This is a genomic window from Lysinibacillus sp. BS3 (assembly GCF_039614735.1).
Taxonomy (GTDB): Bacteria; Bacillota; Bacilli; order Bacillales_A; family Planococcaceae; genus Lysinibacillus; species Lysinibacillus capsici.
Genome location: NZ_CP154860.1, coordinates 1,146,568 through 1,173,475 on the forward strand (window position 1 = coordinate 1,146,568; position 26,908 = coordinate 1,173,475).

Genomic DNA, 26,908 nt, shown 5'->3' on the forward strand with positions numbered 1-26,908 from the left:
CTAAAAAAAGGAACATATTTTTATATCTTCCTTTTTGTTAACCCTATTTACTTTTAAAGTAATGTTTAATTTGCTCAATCATAGCAGTAGTTGCCTGACTAACATAGCGATCTACGCGGAAAATAATGGATAGGCTTCGGCTTGGAGCACCATTTGAAATTCGTATACTACACAAACTAGGATCATTCATTTGTTGGAGCAAAGGATAGGGTTGCACCGTTACACCAATATTGGCTCGAACGAGATTCATAATGGACGTGACAGAGCTTGTTTCAAGAATAGAATGAATGTGAAAACCATGCTTTTTTACAGCCTCTTCTACTATCTCTCTACCAAGAAAACCTTCTGGATACATCACCATAGGAAGTCCTTCTAATTCAGCAATTGGGATCACTGTTTGCTGTGCCAATGGATGCTCCTTTGAAACGGTCAGTACATATTCCTCTCTACATAAAGGAATAATGACCAATCGATCATCTGATTCTACATTCGTCCCAATACCGATATCCACTTCATTTTCGAGAACCTGCCGCATAATATCGATGGAAGCAAGTATCTTTAATTTTACCTTTGGAAATTTTTGATGGAAATCAATAACAAGCTGTGTAATCCGATAATCAAGATCAGATGGCATGATGCCAATACTTATTTGTCCCCCTTGTAGCCCCTGTAAATCTTTAATCGAATCTTTGACATTTTGTAATGTATTAAATACCTCTGTTGTATAGCTAAACAAAAGAGAGCCTGCCTCAGTCACAACAATTTTTTTGCCAATACGATCGAACAATGGCATTCCTAGCTCATCCTCCAGCACACGTATTTGCTGGCTTAACGTTGGCTGAGAGATGCCAAGTTTCTCAGCAGCTTTTGTAAAATGTAGCTCCTCATAGACTGCCATAAAATAATGCAGATGCCGTATTTCCACATAGACCACGCCCTATCATAGTTTCTAACTATCATTGTAATAGTAATAATAGTATTGTTCAATCATTCTAATTCAGATAGACTTCAATTTAGGCTTACTATTTATTTGATAGGACGGAGAGGAAAGACAATGAATATAAATCACAAAATTGTACCAATTATTTCCATTATTTTAGCTTCTTTTAATTTACGGCCTGTCATTACTTCGGTGTCCCCCTTGTTAGGAACTATTCGCCAGACTTTACATATGAGCGCAGCTACTGCTAGTTTGCTAACTTCTTTAGCTGTGCTATGTATGGGCTTATTTGCACCTTTCGCAATCAAACTAGCTAATCGTTGGAGCATCGAGCGAACTATCGCTTACGCTCTTATTCTTATTGGACTAGCAACAGCTACCAGATATTTTGCTAATACTGCTTGGGTCATGCTAGTAACAGCCTTGTTATCAGGCATTGGCATTGCCATCGTAGGACCACTGTTATCGGGCTATATTAAGGAGAAATTTGCGAACCCTTCCCGTGTAGTGGGGATTTACTCGCTAGCACTTGTAGTAGGAGCTGCACTTGGCTCTGGGCTTTCTATTCCACTAAGCAATTTTTTTCATTCATGGCAAGCTTCTTCTGCCTCCTGGGCTATTCTTGCTTTAATCGCTTTATTCTTTTGGTGGAAGCCAATTGAACAAAAAGCAGTTACTGCATCAGTCACAAATTCACCTAGTAAGAGCAACAGTGTGAAGCAAATGTTAATGAATCAAAAGGCTTGGCTTTTAACAGGCTTTTTTGGGTTAATGGCCTTTATGTTTTATACCATCATGGCTTGGTTACCTCCCATCGCAGAAAATTTAGGCTATAGCAAACACGACGCTGGAATGATGCTGACACTATTAACAATTGCCCAAATGCCAGCTACATTTTTAGTGCCTATATTAAATAACCGTTTTCAGCATCGAGCCGTATGGCTAGTAGGTAGTTCATCATTAGAATTAATTGGTTTATTGATGCTACTGTTTTCTTATAATCCTTGGCTGAGCAGTATTCTGATTGGCCTTGGTGCAGGTGGGCTTTTCTCATTAGGGCTAACATTACCAATTGATGAGGCCAAAGATATTCACGAGGCTAGCTTCTTAGCTGCTATGACACAATCAGTTGGCTTTGTATTTGCTGCATTGGGCCCCTTCTTTGTCGGTCTTGTTCGAGATTTCACAGGCAATTTTACAACTGCTATTATTGGCATGATCATCATCGTCCTTGTGATGATTCTGATTCAACTAAAAATTGGAAACCAAAAGCAACCACAAATGCATCATATTCACATGAAAAAGACGACTTTCTAACAAGGAAGGTCGTCTTTTAATGATGGAATCGATTTTGTGCCTTTGTTGTATTGCCTTCACGGGATGACACTGGCCATACATGTAGCGTCTTCAACTGATGCTTGCTAATTAGCTGACTGAAGCATATCTTAGCACAACTGCCTCTAAAACATCGATTCCTATTAATATATCTTCAAGCTCCGTATGTTCATCTGGATGGTGACTTAAACCATCCACTGAAGGAATAAAAATAAGGCCAACTGGTCCGAGCCTTGTCATATTCATAGAATCGTGACCTGCTCCACTTTGCATATATTGATAGGATAGTTTCTTCTCTACACAAATTGTTTCTAAATCTTGCATTAGCTTTGGAGAAAGCTGGACAGGATCCTCTGAGCTAATGACATTGTATTCAATCGCAAGCTGCCTCTTTTGTTGAACGTTTGCAATAACCGTATAAAAATGCTGAAGCACACGTTCTCTCGATTCCACAGAGGATGATCGGATATCTACAGTTAACTCCACTTCACCTGGAACTACATTCATCGAGCCTGCCACAACCTCTAGTATTCCAACAGTTGCCACAGTGCCAAACTCCTGCTCTGCTATCGCCGCTTTTTCTAATTCTAATGCCAATTCGGATGCTCCTAAAAGAGCGTCCTTTCTCATATTCATTGGAGTCGTGCCTGAATGGGACGCTTTTCCATTTAACTTCATTAATAAGCGAACTGGTGCTGCTACCCCTGTGACAATACCAATTTTCTTTTCATAGTTAATTAGCAGTGGTCCCTGTTCAATATGCAATTCGAAAAAGGCATGGAATCCTTCCTCTACTCTTGTCGCTTGATCAACACTACTAAAATCAAGTCCACAATGAGCAAAAGCCTGCTCCATCGTAATACCATCTCGATCGACTAAATGGCGATATTTTTCTTTATCAATTAATCCTGCCATTGCTTTACTGCCTACTGTTGACACACCAAATCTTGAAGACTCCTCACAGGCAAAGGCGATAATTTCAATTGGATGCTCTGTCACAATAGATCGCTCGTTTAATCGCTTGATGACCTCTAGGGCAGCGGTTACCCCTACAACGCCATCATATTTACCGCCTTGATAGACAGTATCTAAATGAGATCCCATGACAACAGGCTGCAATCCTGGCACACTGCCTTCTCTTCGAGCAATAAGATTTCCACAATGGTCAATATGAATTTGAAGATTTTCATCTTTACATAAACGAATAAAGGCATGTAAACAAGCCTGTTCTTCATTCGTATAGGCAACTCTCGTAATCCCTTTTTCGCCTGAATTATATTGATTCATTTTATCTAGTAATTGTTGATAACGTTCTTTATAGATCATGTAAACAGCTCCTTTTGAAGAATTACGAAGATGAAAATCAGACCAAATGTACGCTTGTATAGTATCTATTTTACACCTTTTTGGTTGAAAATTAGAAAAGGGATTCTCCATAACGAGATCCCTACTCTAATTCACTGGAAAGACTTAAGCAGTATATGACTGCTCTAATCTATTTACTATTAGCCATTTTGTCATTGAAATGATGGAACAAAGCATCACATTCTTCAGTCGTTTCAATTTTTTGCATGCTCAGGACACTTTTATCTTTACCCGTTAAGTAATCACGTAGATGCATATCAGAGAAGCCATGTACATGAGCATCTTCTGCTGTATTACAATAATGAACTTCTTTAATACCCGACCAAATAATAGCGCCCACACACATTGGACATGGTTCGCAAGTAGCGTAGATGACACAATCGGATAAATCCATTGTGCCAAGCTTTTTAGAGGCTTCACGAATGGCTACTATTTCTGCATGTGCAGTGATGTCTGTATCACGCATCATTGTATTGCCAACAACAGCGATGATTTCATCACCTCTTACAATGGTTGCACCAAATGGTCCACCAATATTTTGATCGATGCCTTCTTTTGTTTTGTCAACAGCTAGTTGAATATAATCCATACCGTGATTCCTCCTAGTTAATAATATGAGTACCAGCCTGATTATTGATCGCTTCTTTCAGACTTTCAGGGTTTGTAATAATTACTCGATGACCACCATTTTCTAAGAAGCTTAAGCTTGCTTCGATTTTTGGTAGCATACTTCCTGGCGGGAACTGATTATCTTGAACATGCTGCTTTGTTTCCTCAACAGTAATTTCTTCAAGTGCTTGTTGTTCAGGTTTTCCAAAGTTAATAAACACACGCGGAACACCCGTTGTAATAATTAATGAATCCGCATTTACTTGTGCCGCTAATAGACTTGTTGCAAAGTCTTTGTCAATGACTGCATCTACACCCTCATAGACATTGTTTTCTTTTTTCACAACTGGAATTCCACCACCGCCTACAGCGATCACGACATAATCATTATCAATTAATGATTTAATCGCCTCTTTTTCCACGATATCGATTGGTTTTGGTGAAGGCACAACGCGACGGTAGCCACGGCCAGAATCCTCTACCATTTTCCAATCTGGATGCTCTACTAGCATCGCCTCCGCTTGCTCCTTTGTAAAGAATGAACCAACTGGCTTTGTAGGGTTAATAAAGTTGGGATCATGTTCATTGATTTCAACTTGTGTAATCACACTGACTACCTTTTTATTAATTTGACGTTTAGTCAGTTCGTTAATTAATGCTTGTTGAATTAAATAGCCAATTCCACCTTGTGTGTCAGCCACACAGTTTACTAACGGAATTGCTGGCATGCCTGATACTTCATTAGCAATTTCACTTCGTTGTAAAGTGAAACCAACTTGTGGACCATTGCCGTGTGTGACAACCACTTTATAACCTTCCTGAATCATATCCGCGATATGCTCGACAGTTTGAGCAACTGCCTCTTGCTGACTTTGAATAGATTCACTTCCACTATCCTTTACCAACGAGTTACCGCCGATTGCTACAATTACTAATTTATTCACAACTACACCCCTACTTCTTTTTCTACACTATTTTGAACATTTTGCTGATTAAATTTATATAACAGCTTATATAAAATGAATGACACGATCAGTCCGCTAAAGAAAGCAAAGTTATTTAGCTGTACTAAAAACGGCACACTTTTCAGGAAAGCACCTGACATTGGTAAGAGGAAGCTTATTAATAGAACGATACATGCTACGATGTTATAGCCAGATTTATAAGCTCCATTATGACCTTCTTCCACATAAATCATAGATAAATCTAAACGTCTTTTACGCTCGATAAAGAAGCTAGACAACATAATACCTGCAATCGGTCCAAACATAGAGCCTATAAAACTATAAAAGAAAAATAACGTTTCTGTACTCGATACTAGTTTCCAAGGCAAAATGACTGTGCCAATAATCGCTGTTAAAATACCTGCTGTTTTGACCGTAAATACTTTAGGGAATAAAGTTGTCATTTGTAATCCAGATGGTAATAAATTACCAAAAACTACAAAAGCTGTTGCGCCTACATTTAACGCTAAAATTAATACAATCACTGAAAAGGGATTTTGAATTTTATCAATAGCATCTACAATATTAAAAATTGGTTGCCCAAAAGCAATTTCTGTCCCTGCTATTAAACTAATACAAGTAATCGCAAATAATAGATACGAGCCGATCATACCGATGGATAAGCCATAGATCATTGCTTTTGGCGATTTAGCTCTATGCGTAAAATCTGCAATATTTACAATTGGACCAGCCCAGTTAGACACCAATGCGCTAACACATGCAATAAAAACCAATGGACTTTCCATCGTTGTAGAAGGCTTATATTCTAAAATTGGTCCAATTCCTCCAGCAATATTAATTGCCCAAATCGCTGCGCCAATAATGAAAATATAAACAATCGGTGATGAGTATTTACCGAAGACTGTTAGCATATCCATGCCACCTAAAAAAAGTAAAACTGTAATTACCCATAAAATAATATAAGAAATCATAGTCGGAACATCTAAGCCAAAAATAGTGAAGTCTCCACCAATAGACATATAGTTCGGAATGAATCTTGCAAATAATACATTAAGGGATTGAGCGCCCACAACGGTCGTCGTACCAAAGAATACAACCCCAGCAATCAACCCTCGACATAACGCCGGAATAATAGAGCCTTTTACTCCAAATGAATCTCTTAGTAATATGGCAAACGGAATGCCATATTTAGAGGCGGAATATCCATTTAAGCAATAGCCTGCTGAGACGATTACTGCTGAAAGCATAATGGCTAAGAAAACTTGATTAACTGATAATCCTAAGACAAAAAACCCTGCAACCGTCATATAAGACATAATATTGTGAACTGCGCCCATCCACACGGTAATGTAGTTAAAGATTCCCCAGTCTCTTTCCTGAGGACCTTTTGGTAAAAGTTCTTCCGAATAGCCAAGTGCTCTATAATCTTGATTGGACTGTTCAATTTTTGCGTGTTCCATAGAAAGCTCCTCCTACTTATAGGAAGTGGGCTTAAGCCCACTTCTCACTAATTGTAATTAATGCTTTTTCAAAAGCTTCCATTGGAGGATTTGTGATACCAGCACCAATCATACCGATTCCAGCCTCTTTATGTGCGATAGCTGTATTAATAATTGGAAGAATACCTGATTGGATGACTTTGCGAATATCAATACCAGTAGGAATTCCCATGAAGTTTAATAATGGAATGGTAATATTTTGGTTTTCTGTCGTCGTAATTTCTTTCATTTTACGAGAATAACCAATTGCTTCATCCACTGTTCCACCTACTAAAGCAACGATTGCTGGTGCAGTAGCCATTGCGAAACCACCAATACCGTAAGTTTCTGTAATAGCACTATCCCCTATATCAAGACCTGAATCCTCTGGTTTGTAGCCAGCAAACATCGGTCCGATTACTTTTTGTGCTGGGCCAGTAAACCATGTATTACCTGGCATGCCACTAATACGAACACCAAATTCTACACCGTTACGTGCCATTGTTGTCACGACAGTACTATATTCGATTCCATGTGCAGCATCTAATGCACATTTACAGCATGCCATCCATGTAGGACCTGAAAAATAATCACTACTTGCCACGAAATCAAATACTGCTCGCTTCTGTTCAACAGGATAATCTGTTTCTAAGATATATGGTGTCAATGCTTGAATTAATAAGCTTGTACCTGCATTATTACGGTTATGACATTCGTCACCCATGTGGAGCGCTTGTGCAAGCATTAATCGTAGATCGATGCCGTCTTTATTTAATTTCATTGCATCACGTAAAATTGGTCCTAACACATCACGCATCCATATTAATCGCTCGACAACGCTGTCATCGTTGGCACCCATACGCAAGATTTTTGCCATTTGCTCACTTAAATTTGTATAGGCGATATTGCCATACGTTTTATTTTCAACGATGTGCATAAACATCGAAGCAGATGTTACCCCAGCCATTGAACCAACTGCATTATGCTCATGGCAAGGTGAGAATGTAATATCTCCAGACGCCGCTACCTCTGCTGCTTCTTCTAAATCTTTTGCTAATCCTTCGAATACAAGAGCACCCATCACAGCGCCCTTCATTGGGCCATTCATATCTTCCCAAGTAATGGGTGGTCCTGCGTGTAAAATTGTTTTTTTCGTCATGCCAGGTACAACATTGATGGCTTGATCGAAACCAATCAACACGGGTTGAGAGTTCACAATTTTTTCCACCGCAAGACGATTTGCTGCTTCGATTTTTTCAGCAAGTTCTGCTTTATCGATTTTGTTTAGTGCTGCAATAATTTCTGGCTTACCTCCTCCCGGTGGTGACCACTCTAGGTGTGTAGCACTTGCATTTTGTGCTAATATATCATCCTTAAAAAGTTCAATACCTACGTTAATTACGTTAATTTTACTTGTGAAAAGTTCATTAATCTTACTCATGATTTTCTCCTTTCAACACCATTTCTCTAGCAAGTAACCCTGCATTTGTACTACTGCTTGCATGTGTAACACCTGCATCGACTAATTTTTCCACTTGCTCATCTATGTTTGGCGTATCTAAGTCTGTTCCAAGGACATACCCAATGATCTCTAAATGTCTACCTTCTTTTTCAGCAAATTGTTTAGCTTCAATGATGGCGGGAAGCATAACACCTACTGGGTCTTCATGAGAGCCAAAGCCTAATACGAAGTCCATCACAATGACACCAACTGTCGGATCTTTTGCTTCTTGTAAGAAGCGCTCTATGCGAGAAGACGGATCGATCATTGGATGTGGTTTACCATTTGTAAAATCATCATCACCGAAGTCAATGAATGTATGTTCCTGACTCACATTGATATCTTTCAATAAGAAATCAGGATTCTTTTGGATGTTACTGTAAATATTATCTAATTTTTCCATAGCTAGATACATAGATTCATCACAAAGCGTACCGCCACAGAATAACCCACGAATGTATTTTTGCTCTGGCGCTAATTTTGCACGAACCGCTTCAACTAATGGAATGTTAAGTGCACGTTTGTTAATACCTGCTTCATCAATACCTGCTAGTAAGACTGCCTTTAAGGCTGCTTCTTTCGATGTTTTAGCAAATTGTCCACCAGCTGCGACTACAGCCTCTTCATTACCACCTATAAAATAAACCACTACCGGTTTGCTGCATTCTTTAATTTGTGCGAGTACTTTTTTCTCAACACTTGCTTCAGGTGGCTTCGATACAAGTACAATCACTTTAGTGGCTTCATCGGCTTCTAGTGCTTTGATTCCATCAAGCATCATCATACCGCCCACTTCTTTACTTAAATCTCTTCCGCCAGTACCGATCAGTTGTGTGATACCACCACCGAAGTCATGAATGCGAACACTTACTTCTTGGCTACCTGTACCAGATGCCGCTACGATACCGATATTGCCTTTTCTTACAGCGTTTGCAAAGCAAAGTCCTGTATTACCAATAATAGCGGTACCACAGTCTGGTCCCATCATTAATAAGCCTTTTTCATGTGCTAAAGTTTTTAATTCTACTTCGTCTTCAACGCTCACATTATCACTGAAAAGCATCACGTGTAGATCATTTTCAAGTGCTTTGCGTGCTTCGCGAACAGCAAATGCCCCATTGACAGAAATGACCGCAAAGTTTGCATCAGGAATTCCTTGTGCAGCTGAATCAATCGTTGCATATTTAATATCACTTTTTGCTTGTGCTTTATCTTTATTTGTTAGTAATTCTTCCACTGCTAGGTAAGCGCTTTCTATTTGATCCGCATTAGCAGTTTTAACAATAATCATTAAGTCCCCTGCTGTTGCTTCCTCCACTTCTGGCGTCATCAAACCAACGTTACGAATGACTCCTTTGTTCATCTCCGTACCCATACCAATAATTGCTTGCTCGACGCCTTCAATTTGATTCGCTTTTGTAGATAGTGACATCAATGACACTGAATCAAAATATGTGTTGCGCTTAATTACGACTTTAATACTCATCATTATCCTCCTAATTTTATATTGGCTTCTAAGCCACTTATCAGCCCTAAGGCAATATCTGTTCCTGAGGAAGAGCCAATAGCAAGCACCTTTCTCAGAGCCTCAATGGATTCCACTTCTGTGCCATATAAAATGGCGTGTATGAATGAACAGATGGACTCCCTTACTTGTCCATATGCTGCCTTCTTCAATGTTGTAAAGCTAATCTCATTGGTCAAAGGCTGAATCACTTTGATGACGCTTTCACACAAAGGTTTATACATAGAACACGGGCTATTTTGTAAGTGAATGATAGCAAATAAGCCTACTAAAAAATCATCCCCTGATGGTGTTAGCCCTGGCCCCAAGCCTACTAAATCAGCTGCATATGCCTGAAAACGATCCAAACGTTGATTCAATATTTCCTCATAAAGTAAAGTTGTGCGCTGCTGTAATAATCTCGATGTCTCCGCTTCAAATTCACTGACGGGAGAATCATTACGTTTTATGCCGCCGCCTTTCCCATGTAAATCAATGAATTGTTTTACACGGATCATATTCATTTTTAAGCGTGTACAATTTGCTGGATAAATAGGTAGCTGACATTGCCAACGAGAGGCGGTTGGGATCGCTATTATTAATTTTTCTTCTATTAATAGTTGATTATGGCGAACCGATACCCTGTCATGTTGCTGAATGCCCAGGTGATCCAATGTATCAAGATCAATGACAAGTGTATTGGGTGCCCGATCCATTGCCTTCGTAGCAAGTGTAAAAATTTCATCCTTACCATCACTCCGTATATTTAAGGCATGTTTAAACACGCTATGAACCGTTCCCGTAAACGTCGCCACTATTTGCTGCAGGAAATAATCATCACCCGATTTGGCATGTATCATATGTACACCTCTTTATGTCGTAGGAGTACTACTATTTCGCTCCTGCTTCTAGTAGAATTTTTTCAATTTCAGTAAATCCTTTTTCTCTAGCCATTGTTAATGGTGTCACACCATATTGATCCACTAATTGTGTATCTGCTCCATGTTCAACTAATAGACGAACTATTTCTTGTTGCTTTTCTCCCCCATCATTGAGGAGAATGGCTTCAATCAATGGTGTCCATCCACAAATATTTGTATGGTTGACATTGATGTCTGTAGTCGTTACAAGTTCACGAACTACCTCTACAAAGCCCTTCTCACTTGCTGGATGAATCCCTACACCGCCAAAGCGTGTTAAACGCTCTAAATCTGTGTTTGCTTGTAGCATTATTTTCACAAGCTCTAACTTTCCATTTATACATCCATACAAAAATGGGTTTAAACAAATTTGATCTTGAAGGTCAATATCTGCCCCTTCCTGAATTAAAAATTTTACTGTTTCTAATTGATCATTCATCGCAGCAAGTAAAATTGCTGTACGTTTGCGCTTATTTTGAGAATTAATATCCACACCTTGTTGTAAATAACCTTTCAGAGCGTTATTATCACCTGCTTCAGCTGCAGTTAAAAATTCTGAGACCACATTCATATCTACCAATTTCATTCCTCCATTTCTCTGACCTATTGTTCATTTCAACTAAAAAGAAATAAACCGCGAGAATGTTACTACTTTCACATTTCCGTCTTACAAGCTTTATTTTATTCTCTTATGCCGTAGATATCATTGTTTAGCAAAACCAAAAAGAATGTAGATCATTTAGGCAATATGTACAATGTTTTGTGATAAGATTATGGCGAAGGAGTGAAATCATTTGCTAACAATTAAAGATATATTAGAGATAAAGGCACTTGAAGGAATTAAAATTGTTGCTGGAGAGCAAGGAATTCACAATGAAATTGCACTTGTGAATATTATCGAAAATCCCGATGCATTTGATTGGCTGACACCGAATGAATTACTGTTAACGACTGGTTACATCTTCCAAGATGACGAAGCCTTACAAAATAAAATTATCCAAGAAATCTCTAAAATCAATTGTGCAGGCCTTGTTATTAAAATGAGACGCTATTTACAAAAGACGCCTCAAAACATGATCGATATTGCCAATCAGCATGGATTGCCGTTATTAGAGTTACCTTATAATTACACCCTTTCCAAGGTCATCTCGATTATCAATGAAAAGGCATCTGGCCGTTATGATCTATTAAATAGAAAATCTTTGGACATGCACAATACGCTATTTAAGGTGGCGCTTGAAGGAGGAGGCATCGAATCTATTTCCTCTAAGTTAGCTGAAACAATTAATAACCCGATTATTTTTTTAGATAATGACTGGAATTTACTGCATTATACAGATCTTGATACGAATCCTGTGCCCCTTGCCTATGGCATTAATTTAAAGAAGAATCGTCCAACATTTTCAAAGGATTTTATAAATACCATTCCGAATGATCTCAATGAAATGCAAAAATCCATTACACGAATCTATCAATTAGAAGATCTAGCCGTAAAATGTAGAATTCTTCCTGTTGCAGTAGCCAACTATATTTATGGCTATATTGTCATTTGGCAAACTGTACGGGATCTGAATGAGTTTGATTTCATCGTTTTAGAGCAAGCCTCCACGATTGTGGCACTAGAAAGGATAAAACAGAAGGAAATTGAGGGTGTACGACTAAAGATTAAACAAGAGTTTTTTGATGATTTATTGACTGGAAAAATCACTTCGCTTGAAACGCTACAAACACTATGCGATCTCCACGGCTTAAAGATCAACCATAAATATTATTGCATCGTCATCTCTATTAGCCATGAAAATTTGCAAAACCAGCATGATTTAATTTCTAGAAAATACGAAACCGATAATATTGCAAAAAAATGTATGAATTTAATTTATGAGCACTCTAGCACAATTAATGGAGAAATTACATGCCTTTATCGCAACAATCAAATCATTATATTAGTTGGACAGCAAGACAGCAAACAAGATTTCACGATCAATGAAACAAAGCAATACGCAGAAAACATTCTCCAATTATTAGTACAGCAACATACGCAAAGCTCTTTCTTAATGGGAATTGGCAAAGAATATAAACATATACGTTTTGTCCATAAAAGCTTTGCAGAGGCACATGAAGCTCTCCGTCTTATGCACCGCTTCGAAGAGCGTGGAGCAGTGGCTCATTATGCGGATCACTCCATTTATCATTTTTTAGATTCGAATATTAATGAAGTGCAGCTAAAGGACTTTTTCTTAGAAAGCTTGGGTTCTGTCTTTGAGCATGATCTATTACATGGGACAAGCTATCTACTTACATTAGAAAATTACTTTATCAATCATATGAATATAAGTGAAACAGCCAAGGAAATGTTTATCCATCGCAATACGTTAATTTATCGGATTGAAAAGATTAAAGAAATTTTAAAAACAGATTTAAAAAGCTATGAGGAGCTGTTACAAATCCAGCTAGCCTTAAGAATCTATCGCTTGCTTGGTAAGTCTTTATACCACGATGAATTTGCAGACTAGTATCAAAAGGTGGTGATCGCATCACCTTTTTTGATGACCATTCATTTCATATTCAGTTCATAAACGCATGCTATAGTAAAGCCATAGAAACGAAATACATTGTTTTCAGACAATGAAGGAGGCTTATTTCTTTGCAAGAAACATCAAATGATATGTCTAAACAAAAAGATTGGCGCCGTTTTATACAGTTAGTAAAACGTGCCGAACCACCGATATGGCTACTTGTCATCGCTTTAGTGATGAGTTTAGCAACGACAGGTGTAGGGTTTATTGTTCCATTATTTACAAAACAATTAGTGGATGGCTTTTCGTTAGAATCGCTTAATTATTGGCAAATTATTGTACTAGGTATTGCCTTTATCGCCCAGGCTATTGCCAGTGGATTATCCATCTATTATTTAAATCGAGTTGGACATCATGTTGTGGCAAAATTACGTGACCAGCTATGGCGAAAGCTGTTGCATTTACCAATCCCCTATTATGATGAACATGATACTGGTGAAACATTGAGCCGTGTTACGAATGACACAGGGGTTGTGAAAGAGCTTATAACAGAGCATTTAGCAAACTGTTTATCTGGCGTTATTTCCATTATAGGTTCTATCATCATTCTTCTATTTTTAGATTGGAAAATGACATTAGTCATGCTGATTGCCGTACCACTGGCTATGGTGATCTTAATGTTGTTAGGGCGACGCATGTTTGTGATTTCAAAAGGAATGCAAGATGAAACAGCAAAATTTACGTCTGTATTAAATCAAGTTTTACCTGAAACGCGCCTAGTCAAGGCTTCAAATGCTGAGCAAATTGAATATGAGCGTGGAAAAAAGGGCATTACGAATCTCTTTACATTTGGCTTAAAAGAAGCAAAAATTCATGCACTGATTTCCCCGCTGATTTCATTCGTTCTGATGTCTGTGCTTGTAGCTATTATTGGCTATGGTGGTGTCCGTGTTTCCTCTGGAGAGCTGACGGCTGGCGATATGGTGGCATTTATTTTATATTTAATCCAAATCATTATGCCAATGACGCAATTAACGATGTTCTTTACCCAGCTCCAAAAAGCCATGGGTGCTACAGAACGAATTAGTGCATTGCTTGAATACGAGGAAGAACGTATTGAAGAAGGCTTAACAGTAGAAAAAATAGATCAACCCATTTATCTTAAAAATGTTGATTTTTCTTATGGTGAGGAGCCCATTTTATCCGATATTAACTTCACAATTGAGCCAGGCAAAGTAACAGCCATCGTTGGACCAAGTGGTGGCGGTAAAACAACTACATTTTCACTGCTAGAACGATATTATCAGCCAACGAACGGCAGTATCACACTAGGAGATACACCAATCGAAACTTTTTCACTCCACTCTTGGCGCAGTCAAATCGGCTATGTAGCGCAGGAAAGTGCCCTGCTCTCAGGTACGATTCGAGAAAACATTTGCTATGGTATAGACCGTGAAGTGCAAGATGATGAGCTAGAAAAAGTGGCTAAAATGGCCTATGCAGATCAATTTATTAACGAGCTTCCAGATAAGTTCGATACTGAAGTTGGAGAACGAGGCATCAAGCTTTCAGGAGGACAACGTCAGCGTATCTCTATCGCAAGAGCGCTCTTACGTAATCCGCAAATATTAATGCTGGATGAGGCAACATCAAGCTTAGATAGTAATTCAGAAATTTATGTACAAAAAGCATTAGACAACTTAATGCAAGGACGCACAACACTAGTCATTGCGCACCGTTTATCGACAGTGGTAGATGCCGATCAAATATTGTTTATTGAGAAAGGGCATATTACAGGCTGTGGTACACACGAAACACTCTTTGAAACACATGCTATGTATCGTGAGTTTGCCATGCAGCAATTACGCATTAAAGACGTAGAATAAAGGGGTTTGTTGAGATGACAAAACTATTAGTCGTGGATGATGATGCACATATTCGCGAATTGGTAAAAGTGTTTCTGCAAAACGAGGGCTTAGAAGTAATAGAGGCTATCGATGGTGTCGATGCACTGTCTAAATTAGACACTGAGAAAGTCGATATGGTCGTGATGGATATTATGATGCCCAACATGGATGGCTGGGCATTATGTGAGGAAATACGTTCATTCAATACAGATCTACCAATCCTTATGCTAACAGCTAAAGGAGAAACCTCTCAAAAAATCAAGGGCTTTCATTTAGGGACAGATGATTATCTTGTGAAGCCATTCGAGCCTGCCGAGCTAATCGTACGTGTTAAGTCTATTTTAAAAAGATATCGTATCTCCCTTTCTCAAGTTGTAGAGGCTGGTCATGTCAAATTAAATCGCCATACACATGAAGTGGAAATGAACGGCGAGACGATTCTCCTTCGTTTGAAGGAGTTCGAGCTATTATTTACACTTGCAAGCTATGTTGGCAAAACCTTTTCCCGTGAACAGTTGATCGAAGAAATCTGGGGCTACGACTATGAGGGAGATGAACGAACAGTTGATGTCCATATCAAAAGAATACGAGAACGCTTTCCACAGGAGACGAGTGGCTTTGTCATTCGCACCATTCGTGGTCTTGGTTACCGCTTGGAACTAGGCACATGAGAAAACGAAGATTCTTGTTAAGATTAGCGCTGGTCTTTTGCCTGTTTCTGATTGCAAACACCGTTTTCGCTTTTATTTCCTATCATGTAACTTCATGGCTGTATGGACGGTTAGGAACTGAGCCTCATGGATTTTGGCTACAACTAGCAACAGTGATTGGGGTGTTTGCACTCTTTGCCTGTTCAGCTGCCATTATCTTTTTAATCGGACTAAATCGACAACGTAACTATTGGGATACGATTGTAGATGCATTAAGCCGCATGGCAAAAGGTGATTTTGATGTTCAGCTGGATTTGAGAGCAGATGAGGAGGATCAATTTGGGCAATTGATTCATGGTATTAATCATATGGCTGTTGAGTTAGGTGAACTGGAAAGAATGCGTCAGGAGTTCATTTCCAATGTCTCCCATGAAATTCAATCACCTTTAACATCTATTAATGGCTTTGCCAAGGCTTTGAAAAATATTAACCTACCTGAAGAAAAACGTCAGCATTATCTAGCTATAATTGAATTAGAAAGTAATCGTCTATCAAAAATTAGCGACAATTTACTCAAGCTAACTTCCTTAGAATCGCAGCATCATCCATTTGAGCCTATAACTTATCGACTCGATAAACAACTACGCAATGTTGTGCTGGCACTAGAACCGAATTGGTTAGCCAAACAGATTGACTTTGATCTCGATCTTGATAACCTGAGCATCACTGCAGATGAGGATTTGATGAATCAAGTCTGGATGAATTTACTGACAAACAGTATTAAGTTTACACCTACCAATGGAACCATCTCATTATCTATGAAAAAGCAGTTCGACACGATAACCGTTCGGGTTCAAGATACTGGCATAGGCTTAACCGAAGAACAACAAAAGCATATTTTCGAAAGGTTTTATAAGGCCGATCAATCGCGAACTGCTGGAAATGGCGGTAGCGGATTAGGGCTAGCCATTGTCAAAAAAATAATTGAGATGCATCATGGAACCATTGCTGTAGAAAGCCAAATAGCAGAATATACAAGATTTTTGATTACTGTCCCCATCGACAGTACGGCAACTCATGCAAACGACTAACCCCGTCTGCATGAGTTGTTTTTTCTAGTATGCTACTTTACTAAAGTATCGATATACTTTATTTAGTTTTTGCTGTTGCTTCCCCTTTTTACTTTCCATATTACCAAACTCAAAAAACTTCACTTTTTTCATTCCAACAAATTTAAACAACGCCCTTTTCATTAAAATTTTATGTGCATTGTTTAACCATAAAAATGGATAATTGGTTGGCCCCTTCATCGTGGACACACAGACTACAGACTTCCCTTTTAAAAGACCCTCTGGAAATAAACCCTTTGTATCTCGATAAGCAAAATTTGCTGCAAATAATTGGTCGATATATCCTAACAGCATGGCTGGCGGTCTCCCCCACCAGATCGGATAAACAAATACAATTTGATCTGCCCAAGAGAGCTGTTGGCGGTATTTTTCCATTTTCGGATCCCGATACATATCACGACGTCGTTTATGTTCATGGAAAATTAAGCGTGGATCGAACTCTTCTTCATATAAATCTAGTATCTGAATCTCCTCGATGGTAGGATTCTCTCGACACCCCTTTATCACTTCTTGTAAAAAAGCATAATTTAAACTTTTATGGTTGGGATATGTATAAACAATTAACGTTTTCATTGTGCGCCTCCTCGTTACTTATCATTTGATAACAAAATAATAATTCATTTCATTTTAGTTGTCAAATGATAATTGTTTTAGGACAAGTTATTTGTTATCTTGACAGTAAGAGGTGATCCCATTGAATAAAAGCGCTTTATTTCATCAGTTTGTAGCATTTACAGCCACAATCCATCAAGTGACACATGATCTCACACAAAATGTTAACACTGCGAATATTACACCGCTACAATATAAAATTCTTGAATATATTAAAGTAAGCCAACCTGTCACACCAACAGAAATCAGTGAATGTCAGCATATGTCCCTACCCAACACAAGCCGTGAACTTCGGAAATTGCTGGAACGGCAGCTAATCGAAAAATTTAACGACACAGCCGACCGCAGAAAGCAGTATGTCCGTTTATCCAAAGAGGGTGAAAAAATGATGGAGGAGGCATTTGCCTGTATCGAAGAACGCTTTTTACAGCTTATTCAACACGCAACACAGGATGATCTAAAGGACATCCAACATGCTCTAACCATTTTAGAGGAAAAGGTTTTACAGCAAAACGGCTAAGACCATGCTGCTTTTCGGGTGTGGTGATCGCTACTATTGGAGAAGCTGGAGGCGAGATCTTTTTTGACTGAAATTGCTCTTGCTTTAGTTTGAAGTGATCATTTTTTTCACAACCGATCTTTTCTTTGCTCGAAGTGATCATTTTTTGTTCAAAACCGCTCTTTCTTTGGTTTAAAGTGCTCGCTTCTGATTCAAAGCTGCTCTTTTATTGGCTTGAAACACTCTCTTTTCATGCAAAGCCGCTCTTTCCTTGGTTCGAAGCGCTCTCTTTTACTTCAAATTGCTCATCTCCTTGCTCGGAGTGATCACTTCTAAACCAAAACTGCTCATTCTTCTTTATGGAATTATTCATCTTACACGCAAAAAGGTTAGCCATAATTTGACTTGAATCATTAAAAATCTTTAGTGTCACGCACCACAGATTCGTAACCACTTTGTCTTTTCTTTAATAGTATAAAGGTGAGTAGAAGGAGGAGTCTCAAGTGGAAGTAGTGTTTGATCGGGAGTGGATTGAAGAACAGTTTGATACACTTCCATTATGGCAACGGTCAGCCTATACAGATTTTGCTGCCACGATTGCGGATGAAGCAAATACGTTTCCGTGTATACCAGCAAGAATGGGCTTTTTATCAAACCATTTGCGCTATAGTTTTGTCGGGGATCCACGGGAAGAGCAATCGATTAAAATGTTAGCACAATGCTTAAAGGACTATACGAAAGCATCACGAACTTTCGGGAAGTATACAACTCTTACTGTGTTCTTTCATACCCCTCACGATATGCAAGATAGCTTTGAGGTAGCAGATTATCAGCAGTTATTTTGGTCCATATTAAATAATTTAACCAATTTGGATGAGATGAATTGGCCTGAAGGAATACCAATGGAGCCTACTCACCATGAATGGGAGTTTTGCTTTCATGGTGAACCCTATTTTATCTCTTGTGCAACACCAGCCCATAAATTGCGAAAGAGTCGTCATTTTTCCACTTTATTAATGGCCATTCAACCCCGTTGGATATTCGATGATATAAACGACACCACAGCCTTTGGGCGAAAAATCAAAAAGCTCATTCGTCAGCGGATTGCAGACTACGACACAGTTCCAGGACATCCAGATTTAAAATGGTATGGGCAAGAAGATAGTTATGAATGGAAGCAGTACTTCTTAAGTGATGATAACCATAGTCCATCCAAATGTCCTTTTTTAAGGATGTCTCAGGAAAACGGTTCATTACGTAATGTTTTTTTGCCTTTTCACAACAATCCAGGTCGCCACACTGATTAAGGCTATAAAGAGCAGGCTCACATAAAAACCGAGTCTGCTTGTTTTTTCACCTAAAGTTCCAGATACCGTCACAGCAATGAGCAACATCCCCATAGCATTCTTTACATGCCCCCACTTAGTTAACTCCATGAGCTTCCAGTAGGTCACTAAAATAAAAAGCCAATTATAAATCAACATTAAACCCGCCGCTGTAATCAAATATTCAAAGATTTTTTCTGGCATCAAAAAACCAATTACAATCGTAATTACTAGCCCACTCGTTAAAAATAAAAAGGCTGGAAAAGGAACTTTCATTTTTCCTTTCTTTGCAAGGACTGCCGGTGCATCATGATCCTCTGCAAGTGTAGTGAGAATGGTGATCACCGCGTAAAGCGAGGCCACCATTGTTGAAAAACCAGCAATGATTAGCACACCATTAAAGATATCTGCCACAAAAGGGATATGGTGTCCTTGAAGCGCTGTAATAAAAGGACTTTCATCAATCGAAAAGTCTTTCCACGAAACGAGTACTAATGCAAGGGCGATGGCCATGATAAAAATAACGGTAATCACGATCAGCATAATTCTCCCCGCTTTTGGCGCCTCTTTTGGATTTTTCAAATCGATGACCATTAAACCCATCACTTCAATTCCTCCGTAGGCATAAAAGGCATAAAGTAATCCGAGCCAAATACCTTTTAGTCCTTGTGAAAAAAATGCTTCATAATTAGCCTGAAGTGAAGCCATTGTAGTAGATGGTGTACCTCTCATGATGATGACCCCTGCTACAATAATGAACATAATGATGGCAGCTGCCTTTAAGGCACCGAAGATATTTTGGAAATTTTCAAAGCCCTTCATGCCTGTGAGAATAACGACTAAACCAATAGCAGCATAAATCGATGCAGCAATCCACAGGGGCAGCACCGGAAACCAAAATTTCGTAAAAATGCCGAGCGCCATCAGCTGGCTTCCCATGATTAATAGCTCAGAAATCAAGTACACCCAGCCATTGCTAAATCCTGCCCAGCGTCCAAAGGCTTGCTTGGCATAGGTACGAAAAGAGCCTTTATCTGGATTTTCCACAGACATTTTAACAAGTGCATCATACACGATATACGTACAAATGGCCGCTAATAAAAAAGGAATCAATACCGCAGGCCCACTTTTATGAATGGCCATACTTGTCCCAAGAAAAAAGCCAGTGCCCAAAGTACAACCGATACCAAGAAGCGAAAGCTGCCACCAGGCCATACTTCCTTTAGCTGATTTTGAAGTCATTGTTCTCAACCCTTCGTTACGTTCTTACCAATGGCAATGTCATACATCGAATGCCACCACCGCCTTTTTCAAGCTCAGTGACATCAACTTCAAGCAAGTTTTTATTCTTCAGCAGTGGGTGCGCTAATAATTGTTGTTGTGTTGCCTGCTTGCTTATCAACAGTGTTTCTGGATTCAGGTTAATAAAGTTGATGTCTGGAATGGTCTTATACGAGTCAAGCCAGTAAACATCCAAACCATGACGCTTTAAAAATGACTCTACCATATCAAAACGACTGCTTTGAGCTGTTAACACCTGAATAGGAAAATGGCGTACAAAGCTTTTAGCAACTACCAGATTCGCGTTTACAACATTACAATTCATATCTAAATGCAGCGTATCATTGCTTTTCGGTAAATCAATTATGGCAATTTCAGAAAACCCCTCTTGAAAAATGCCTTCCTTTAAGCTTTCGATAGCTTCTATTGATGTTCTCATTCCAAGATTAATAAGCACAGCATCTTTATTTAAAATTAACAAATCTCCACATTCGAAGGAATGAAGCGGCTGCAAATTAGCTTTCCATTGTTGTGGTAACCATTTTTCTAATAGTGAATGTGCAAGAGGGTACTCTGGTTTTCTAAGTGAGCTTCCAGCATTTCCAAGTAAAAGCCGATTCCCAATGACACAGGCTAGGTCACGCACAAAATAACGATTGAGGAGCTGCTCACTTAATAGCTGCTGATCGTGGGCTAGTTCTCTTGCATAATCAAGTACATGTACCCCTGCGTTTTCGAATGTTGTCTTTAATGCCATGAAATTATCCATCGCCTTCTGATGGTTGACCGTATCACTCCAACCAACCTGCTCTGCTATTGTTAAATCCGTTACATCTACGAGTGAAGGTGCACAAAGCATCACTACTTTCAGTTCTCCATGTTCTGACCAACAATTTAGTTGAAATGAATCCATTCAAGTATTCTCTCCTTCTTCACAACAATCTCTGTTAGCGTTACCATTGACTTTCAGATTATACAAAGACCATAATTAAGAAGAATTTACCAATTAAAACTATTTAGAGAAAGGGGTGTCATTATGGAATACTATAAATTTTTAAGACAGTATGTAGGACACCAACCAATTATTTTACCTGGATCGGTGGTTCTCATTCTTAATACTGAAAACGAAATATTACTACAAAAAAGATATGATGGCGGTTGGGGGCTCCCTGGAGGCTTAATGGAATTAGGCGAGAGCTTAGAGGATACTGCCAAAAGAGAGGTACAAGAAGAGACAGGACTAGCCATCACAGATTTACAGTTACTAGGTGTTTTTTCTGGTCCGGATTGTTACCTTAAAGTTTCGAATGGGGACGAATTATACGCCGTTACAGCAGTCTTCTATACAAGAAATGTGCTTGGTAATTTAGTGATTGATTACAATGAATCAGAGACAATGCAATATTTCTCTCTTTACCATTTACCAAACGATTTAAAAGATCGTCGATATATTGAACCTTATATCGCACAATTAATTTAGAGAGAAAACAAGCCGTTCTCTCTCTAATTATCATGTAAAATATTCTAATTTTGCTTGAGGGAAAAATTTCTGCATATAGCGATACAAATGTTCCTTAATGTCTTCCTCTTCCTCTTTTTGATAAATATATTTACCAATGCCATATTTGCCCCATTTATATCGTCTTACCGTCTCGTCGAGCTCTAGCTTTGTCATTGGATAATTTTTTTCAATCACTCGTTTTGCAGGCTTTGTAAAGCGATGTTGAATAAATTCAAAGGTGATGTCATCGCGCACATCCTTTGGCAATTCAGCGTCCAATCGCTCAAACATATGATAATAGCCCTCCTGCCAGCCATCATGAAGATAGATGGGCGCAACAATAAATCCGAGTGGGTATCCAGCTCTTGCCACTTTCCCCGCTGCCTCAATGCGCTTTTCCAATGGTGATGTACCTGGCTCAAAGTGCTTAATCACATAATCAGCATTGACACTAAAACGAAACCTTGTACGACCATTATGCTTGGCATCTAATAAATGATCCACATGATGGAATTTCGTTACAAATCGTAACTGACCTAGCTCACTTTGTCCAAAATGCTCAATGGCTCGCTTTAAGGTATGGGTAAGATGATCAATTCCTACAATATCAGAAGTACAGGATGCCTCAAAGCGAGTGATTTCAGGTGCTCGTTCAGCCATATAGTGATCGGCCTGTTCTAGGATTTCATCGACATTGACATACGTCCGAATATAAGGTTTGCTGCCCATAGTTGTTTGTAAATAGCAATAATGACAATGTCCCATACAGCCAGTCGCAAATGGGATGGCATATTCCGCTGAGGGCTTAGATGTATCAAACTTTAATGTTTTTCGAATACCCACTACTAAGGTCGATTTTGCTACCCGATACTTTTGAAAATCATTGTCTCCAGGAAGGTTTCTCACTTGATTATGGGAAGTTGTATAGCGAATTTCAATTCCCATCTGCTCAAACTTCTCTTTTAGCTCCTGACCTAATGGATACTGGAGGGCATCTGGCTCAAAATAAACAAGCTGAGGGGTAAATGGCTTTATCATGTGAGTCCTCCCTTAATGAAAATACTGGTGATAGGCCTGTTCAGCCGCCATCTCGCTTGCAAAAATTACCATGTCATTCGTGATTGGATAATAGGTTTCAAATAAAAATAGAGCTAGCTCCTCTGGTTTTTCTGGATGATAAACGACTGCCGCTTCCTGTATATTCGTTACATCTTGAATATGTGGATTGCGGTAAAAAATATAAACAATATCACCCACATCAAATGGTTGTTGCATCTCTTCACCTTCCTCTGCCTTTCCATTAGTTTGGTGAAAGTGTACAAAAAATATGTCATAAAAAATTTAGTTGGTAATATACATACAGTCGTGCAGTTATTTTAAGAAAATTGCACTTCCCGTAAATTGTAACACTTCAATTTAACCTGCTTTATTCAATTCTCCTACGTCGAATAGTGTGAGGTTATCCACTCAAAATTCCCTTACTCTTTTCAATCATCTTGTAAGGGAAGTAAGCCAGAATAAGTATCAAAACTGCATGATGGTTAAATTTTCTTTAAAAGGTAAAAGGGTGAAACTTTTAGGATGCTCATACGTTAAATTAGATGTCATGCTAAGTCATTCAAATGGCATGAAGAAGGGTGGAATTTATGAAAAAAATATGGACTTTACTTTTTGCTGTGATACTTATTGTACCGTTAGTATTACAGCCGGCAACCGCACAAGCGGCAAAAGCCATCACAATTAATGTGGATGGGGTGCAATTAAAAACCGATCAGCCACCAGCGATGATTCAAGGACGTGTTATGCTACCACTTAGAGCGATCTTTGAAGCATTGAATGCAAGCGTAAACTGGGACCAAAAGACTCAAACAGTCACAGGGATAAAAGGTGATACAACGGTAGTTCTCAAGATTAAATCAAAGACAGCTACTATTAATAACCAGACTGTAACGCTTGATGTACCAGCACAGGTATTAAAAGGTAGAACAATGGTACCAGTACGCTTCGTCAGTGAAGCACTTGGGCAGGATGTTGATTGGAACTCGGAAAAACAGCAAGTATCTATTAAATCTGACACTCCAAGTAATATCAGTATTGCTCCAGCGAGCAATGTGTCAGTTCGAGATGTGAATGATCAGGGAGATGGGCGTGATCTTGAGGTTAGCTTCTCTAAATCGTCTACAGAATCATATGTAGATCATTATCGGGTTATGGTTGTGAAGGCTTCTAAAAGTTTTAATTTGTCATCAGCTCTTAAAGTCTCCTCTTCTAATTATTCGGTGGTATCGACTTCAAATGCGAATCGTGCCGTAACTTTATCGCAAAACTCGCGAGATGTGGACGGAGACTACATAAAAAATGATCAGTCTTATGTGGTTTATATACTTGCCATTGGTAAAGGTTCTTATTCTAGCGTATTATCAACTTCTTCTCCGAAGATTACTCTAACAAACATGTCTACTGTTACCGCAGTAACAAATGTGAAGATTAGCGATATTAACGATTTTGGCGATGGACGTGATGTCTCAGTTAGCTTTACTCGTCCACAAAATGATAGCAATACTTCCAATTACCGTGTGTTTATAGTAAAGACCAAGGATGCTAACAATTTTAGTCTTACCACTGCGAATAATTTATCCAGCAATTATTATACAACAGTGGACAAATCGGGAAGCAACGGCAGTACGTTGATAGCAACTCTGTCATCCTCAACACGAGATACTTCAGGTGACTTTATAAAGAATAACGAATCCTACACAGCATTCGTTATGTCTGTAAGTAATACGAATTCTGGCATGAATAAACTCTCGCCTGCTTCATTAGCAGTAACGCTTACTGTATCTACTCCAACTATTACACAAGTAGATGATGTTAATGATTTTGGCGATGGACGCGATTTGAGAGTTAGCTTCAACAAAATGTCTGATGAATCGAATGTTCTCTCTTACCGAATTTTTGTTGTAAGAGCTAACAACTATACGAACTTTACATTGACAAAAGCCAACAGTTTACCTAACACTTATTACACACAAGTGAACAAAACAGGCAACAATATTACGCAGATGCTCTCTGCAGGAGCAAAAGATACTGACGGTTATGCTATTCAAAATGGCGTTAGCTACCGTGTATTTATTATGGCAGTAACTAATAACTCTGCAAATAATGTGCTTTCTCCAGCCTCCAATATGATTTCGCTGCTAAGCAACAATGTGGGTGCAGTGTCGAATATCATTGCCAGCGATGTGAGTGATAATGGTAACGGTCGTGACCTCTTTGTGTCATTCAATAAAGCTGCTGATGAGGCACCTATTAATCACTATCGGGTTATGGTGGTACCAACAGCAAATTACAATAATTTTAGTCTGACGGATGCTAATAGCGTATCCAGCAGCAATTACACGACTATTAACAAATCTGGGAAAACCACATATGAGCAAGCGTTAACTGAAAATACTCGGGATGTACGCGGAAATACTATTAAAGAAGGTACGAACTACCGTATCTATGTATTGACGGTTGCCAATGGAAATACCTTAGGAAACAATGCGCTAACTGCCGCAACATCTACGATTACACTAACTAAAAACTTCACAGTGCAAGCTGTAACTAATCTGAATGTTGCAGATATCGATGATAAAGGGGATGGCCGTGATGTGCAAGTAACATTCACGAAGCCTACAGATGAATCGAATGTTAATCATTATCGGATTCTAATGGTACCAACTGCCTATTACAGTAGCTTTAATCTTTCACAAGCCAATAGTAGCTCTTATTACATCACAGAAAGCAAAGGTGGAAATTTAGCAGCAAATAGAACATTGGATGGGATTAGGGATGTACGAGGTAATTTTATTACAGAAGGAACTAGCTATCGCGTCTATGTACTGACTGTTGCAAATGGTAACTCTTTAAATGCCTACGCTCTATCCTCTCCTTCACCTGTGATTACAATTAGTAAAAGCAAAGCTGTTCAGGCAGTAAGCAATATTAATGTTAGCGATGTTGGTGATTATGGAGATGGTCGAGATCTACAGATTTCGTTTACAAAACCTTCTGATGAATCAAATATAGATAGTTACCGTATTCTAGTTGTGCCCGCTTCAAAGGCAAATGACTTTGATCTGAATACAGCTATTAGAGCAACTAATTATACAGGTTGGAGTAAAGGCCAGTATAGTGTGAAATTGGGGGCTAATAGTAGAGATACAGACGGAAGACTTATAACGAATGGCCAAGAATATCGCGTATATATCTTGTCTGTAGGTGGTGGAAATTCTAAGGAAATGTATAGCTTATCCTACCCATCTTCCTACATTGCTTTGGAAGACCTTTCAGCCCCTGGATCAGTGGAGAAAGTAACACTCAGTCTTCAGGGCGACGGATATAAATATAACAATATAAACATTAGCTTTGATGTCAAAAATGGTCAAAGCGTAACGGAGTATAGAGTGTTTATGTTACCTAAGGATAAAGCAGATAGTTTCAAATTGCAGGATGCTATTAGCAATCCAAATAGCACCAGAATTTATCCGAATAATCTCTCTAACGTCAGCCAAGCGCTAAGCATACCAGTAGATGCATTTGGTAATCAACTTGATTCATCTACAGAATATGTTGCTAAGGTTCTGACTTTGGCGAAAGGAACTTCTTCGCTATCGAATACATCCAATAATTCGGTACAACTCAAGAAATCTCCTGATAATAACAATAATGAGGCGTCCCAAGACCCTCAAATTAATCAATAGGTCAATTATTTTTTCATAGCTGGGACTCCTTATGGCGCTTCATGTACCATAAGGAGCCCTTGTTGTTTTGTAATTACTTTTCCCTCTGCTTTTTACATACGTCGCTCTATTTCCACGCTTAATTG

Annotated in this window: 23 protein-coding genes; 9 read left to right on the forward strand and 14 right to left on the reverse strand. The window is 38.8% G+C overall.

Annotated features, from left to right (window positions below; translation table 11 throughout):
* Window positions 1-43 precede the first annotated feature (43 nt).
* A complete protein-coding gene (locus tag AAJG31_RS06025) occupies window positions 44-925 on the reverse strand; it encodes a LysR family transcriptional regulator (protein ID WP_048389964.1) in 882 nt (293 codons plus the stop codon).
* A gap of 129 nt (window positions 926-1,054) precedes the next feature.
* On the opposite strand from AAJG31_RS06025, the gene AAJG31_RS06030 reads away from it, so the two are divergent.
* Window positions 1,055-2,257 (forward strand): MFS transporter, encoded by a 1,203-nt coding sequence (locus AAJG31_RS06030; RefSeq protein ID WP_103117755.1) that lies wholly within the window; start codon window positions 1,055-1,057, stop codon window positions 2,255-2,257.
* A gap of 108 nt (window positions 2,258-2,365) precedes the next feature.
* On the opposite strand, the gene AAJG31_RS06035 is transcribed toward AAJG31_RS06030, so the two are convergent.
* The 8 genes from AAJG31_RS06035 to AAJG31_RS06070 form a co-directional block, all read right to left on the reverse strand.
* A complete protein-coding gene (locus tag AAJG31_RS06035; RefSeq protein ID WP_048389960.1) occupies window positions 2,366-3,601 on the reverse strand; it encodes a Zn-dependent hydrolase in 1,236 nt (411 codons plus the stop codon).
* Window positions 3,602-3,770: 169 nt separating this feature from the next.
* Window positions 3,771-4,229 (reverse strand): nucleoside deaminase, encoded by a 459-nt coding sequence (locus AAJG31_RS06040; RefSeq protein WP_048389958.1) that lies wholly within the window; start codon window positions 4,227-4,229, stop codon window positions 3,771-3,773.
* A 13-nt stretch (window positions 4,230-4,242) separates the two neighbouring features.
* Entirely contained in the window at window positions 4,243-5,193 is a 951-nt protein-coding gene (gene arcC, locus AAJG31_RS06045) for a carbamate kinase (protein ID WP_048389956.1), read from the reverse strand.
* A 2-nt stretch (window positions 5,194-5,195) separates the two neighbouring features.
* Window positions 5,196-6,674, reverse strand: coding sequence for a cytosine permease (locus AAJG31_RS06050; RefSeq protein ID WP_103117754.1), 1,479 nt, complete (start codon window positions 6,672-6,674; stop codon window positions 5,196-5,198).
* A gap of 31 nt (window positions 6,675-6,705) precedes the next feature.
* The gene (locus AAJG31_RS06055) at window positions 6,706-8,133 is read right to left on the reverse strand and encodes a DUF1116 domain-containing protein (protein ID WP_048389952.1); all 1,428 of its coding nucleotides are present in this window, start codon (window positions 8,131-8,133) and stop codon (window positions 6,706-6,708) included.
* Window positions 8,126-9,679: an acyl-CoA synthetase FdrA gene (gene fdrA, locus AAJG31_RS06060; protein ID WP_103117753.1), complete on the reverse strand. Its 1,554-nt coding sequence runs from the start codon at window positions 9,677-9,679 to the stop codon at window positions 8,126-8,128. Before fdrA ends, AAJG31_RS06055 begins: the two co-directional genes overlap by 8 nt.
* Before the next feature lie 2 nt (window positions 9,680-9,681).
* Window positions 9,682-10,557, reverse strand: a complete 876-nt coding sequence (locus tag AAJG31_RS06065) for a DUF2877 domain-containing protein (RefSeq protein ID WP_103117752.1) — start codon at window positions 10,555-10,557, stop codon at window positions 9,682-9,684.
* A 31-nt stretch (window positions 10,558-10,588) separates the two neighbouring features.
* Window positions 10,589-11,197: an ankyrin repeat domain-containing protein gene (locus AAJG31_RS06070; RefSeq protein ID WP_103117751.1), complete on the reverse strand. Its 609-nt coding sequence runs from the start codon at window positions 11,195-11,197 to the stop codon at window positions 10,589-10,591.
* A gap of 214 nt (window positions 11,198-11,411) precedes the next feature.
* Here AAJG31_RS06070 and AAJG31_RS06075 point away from each other — a divergent pair, with 214 nt between their 5' ends.
* The 4 genes from AAJG31_RS06075 to AAJG31_RS06090 all read left to right on the forward strand — a co-directional run bounded on the left by AAJG31_RS06075 (window position 11,412) and on the right by AAJG31_RS06090 (window position 16,781).
* Window positions 11,412-13,130 carry a PucR family transcriptional regulator gene (locus AAJG31_RS06075; RefSeq protein ID WP_054550754.1) on the forward strand — a complete coding sequence of 573 codons (1,719 nt, stop codon included), beginning with the start codon at window positions 11,412-11,414 and terminating at the stop codon, window positions 13,128-13,130.
* Window positions 13,131-13,261: 131 nt separating this feature from the next.
* Window positions 13,262-15,019: an ABC transporter ATP-binding protein gene (locus tag AAJG31_RS06080; RefSeq protein WP_103117750.1), complete on the forward strand. Its 1,758-nt coding sequence runs from the start codon at window positions 13,262-13,264 to the stop codon at window positions 15,017-15,019.
* A gap of 14 nt (window positions 15,020-15,033) precedes the next feature.
* The gene (locus AAJG31_RS06085; protein WP_103117749.1) at window positions 15,034-15,711 is read left to right on the forward strand and encodes a response regulator transcription factor; all 678 of its coding nucleotides are present in this window, start codon (window positions 15,034-15,036) and stop codon (window positions 15,709-15,711) included.
* On the forward strand, window positions 15,708-16,781 hold the full coding sequence (locus tag AAJG31_RS06090) for a HAMP domain-containing sensor histidine kinase (protein ID WP_175400756.1): 1,074 nt from the start codon (window positions 15,708-15,710) through the stop codon (window positions 16,779-16,781). Before AAJG31_RS06085 ends, AAJG31_RS06090 begins: the two co-directional genes overlap by 4 nt.
* 24 nt (window positions 16,782-16,805) lie before the next feature.
* On the opposite strand, the gene AAJG31_RS06095 is transcribed toward AAJG31_RS06090, so the two are convergent.
* The gene (locus AAJG31_RS06095) at window positions 16,806-17,393 is read right to left on the reverse strand and encodes an NAD(P)H-dependent oxidoreductase (RefSeq protein WP_054550751.1); all 588 of its coding nucleotides are present in this window, start codon (window positions 17,391-17,393) and stop codon (window positions 16,806-16,808) included.
* Between the two features lie 121 nt (window positions 17,394-17,514).
* On the opposite strand from AAJG31_RS06095, the gene AAJG31_RS06100 reads away from it, so the two are divergent.
* Window positions 17,515-17,952, forward strand: a complete 438-nt coding sequence (locus AAJG31_RS06100) for a MarR family transcriptional regulator (RefSeq protein ID WP_115673420.1) — start codon at window positions 17,515-17,517, stop codon at window positions 17,950-17,952.
* A 482-nt stretch (window positions 17,953-18,434) separates the two neighbouring features.
* Complete coding sequence (locus tag AAJG31_RS06105; protein ID WP_016994316.1) at window positions 18,435-19,238, forward strand: YqcI/YcgG family protein; 804 nt, start codon at window positions 18,435-18,437, stop codon at window positions 19,236-19,238.
* On the opposite strand, the gene AAJG31_RS06110 is transcribed toward AAJG31_RS06105, so the two are convergent.
* On the reverse strand, window positions 19,185-20,498 hold the full coding sequence (locus tag AAJG31_RS06110) for an amino acid permease (protein ID WP_279494502.1): 1,314 nt from the start codon (window positions 20,496-20,498) through the stop codon (window positions 19,185-19,187). The two genes, AAJG31_RS06105 and AAJG31_RS06110, sit on opposite strands and share 54 nt — an antisense overlap.
* Window positions 20,499-20,514: 16 nt before the next feature.
* Entirely contained in the window at window positions 20,515-21,450 is a 936-nt protein-coding gene (locus AAJG31_RS06115; protein WP_279494501.1) for an arginine deiminase family protein, read from the reverse strand.
* Between the two features lie 123 nt (window positions 21,451-21,573).
* Here AAJG31_RS06115 and AAJG31_RS06120 point away from each other — a divergent pair, with 123 nt between their 5' ends.
* Window positions 21,574-22,017 (forward strand): NUDIX hydrolase, encoded by a 444-nt coding sequence (locus AAJG31_RS06120; protein ID WP_048389932.1) that lies wholly within the window; start codon window positions 21,574-21,576, stop codon window positions 22,015-22,017.
* Window positions 22,018-22,047: 30 nt separating this feature from the next.
* Here AAJG31_RS06120 and splB read toward each other — a convergent pair whose 3' ends face one another.
* Window positions 22,048-23,076 carry a spore photoproduct lyase gene (gene splB / locus AAJG31_RS06125; RefSeq protein ID WP_279494500.1) on the reverse strand — a complete coding sequence of 343 codons (1,029 nt, stop codon included), beginning with the start codon at window positions 23,074-23,076 and terminating at the stop codon, window positions 22,048-22,050.
* Between the two features lie 12 nt (window positions 23,077-23,088).
* On the reverse strand, window positions 23,089-23,313 hold the full coding sequence (locus tag AAJG31_RS06130) for a transcriptional regulator SplA domain-containing protein (RefSeq protein WP_004232790.1): 225 nt from the start codon (window positions 23,311-23,313) through the stop codon (window positions 23,089-23,091).
* Between the two features lie 371 nt (window positions 23,314-23,684).
* Between AAJG31_RS06130 and AAJG31_RS06135 the strand changes: the two genes are divergently transcribed.
* Window positions 23,685-26,783 carry a copper amine oxidase N-terminal domain-containing protein gene (locus AAJG31_RS06135; RefSeq protein WP_279494499.1) on the forward strand — a complete coding sequence of 1,033 codons (3,099 nt, stop codon included), beginning with the start codon at window positions 23,685-23,687 and terminating at the stop codon, window positions 26,781-26,783.
* The last annotated feature ends 125 nt before the right edge of the window (window positions 26,784-26,908 follow it).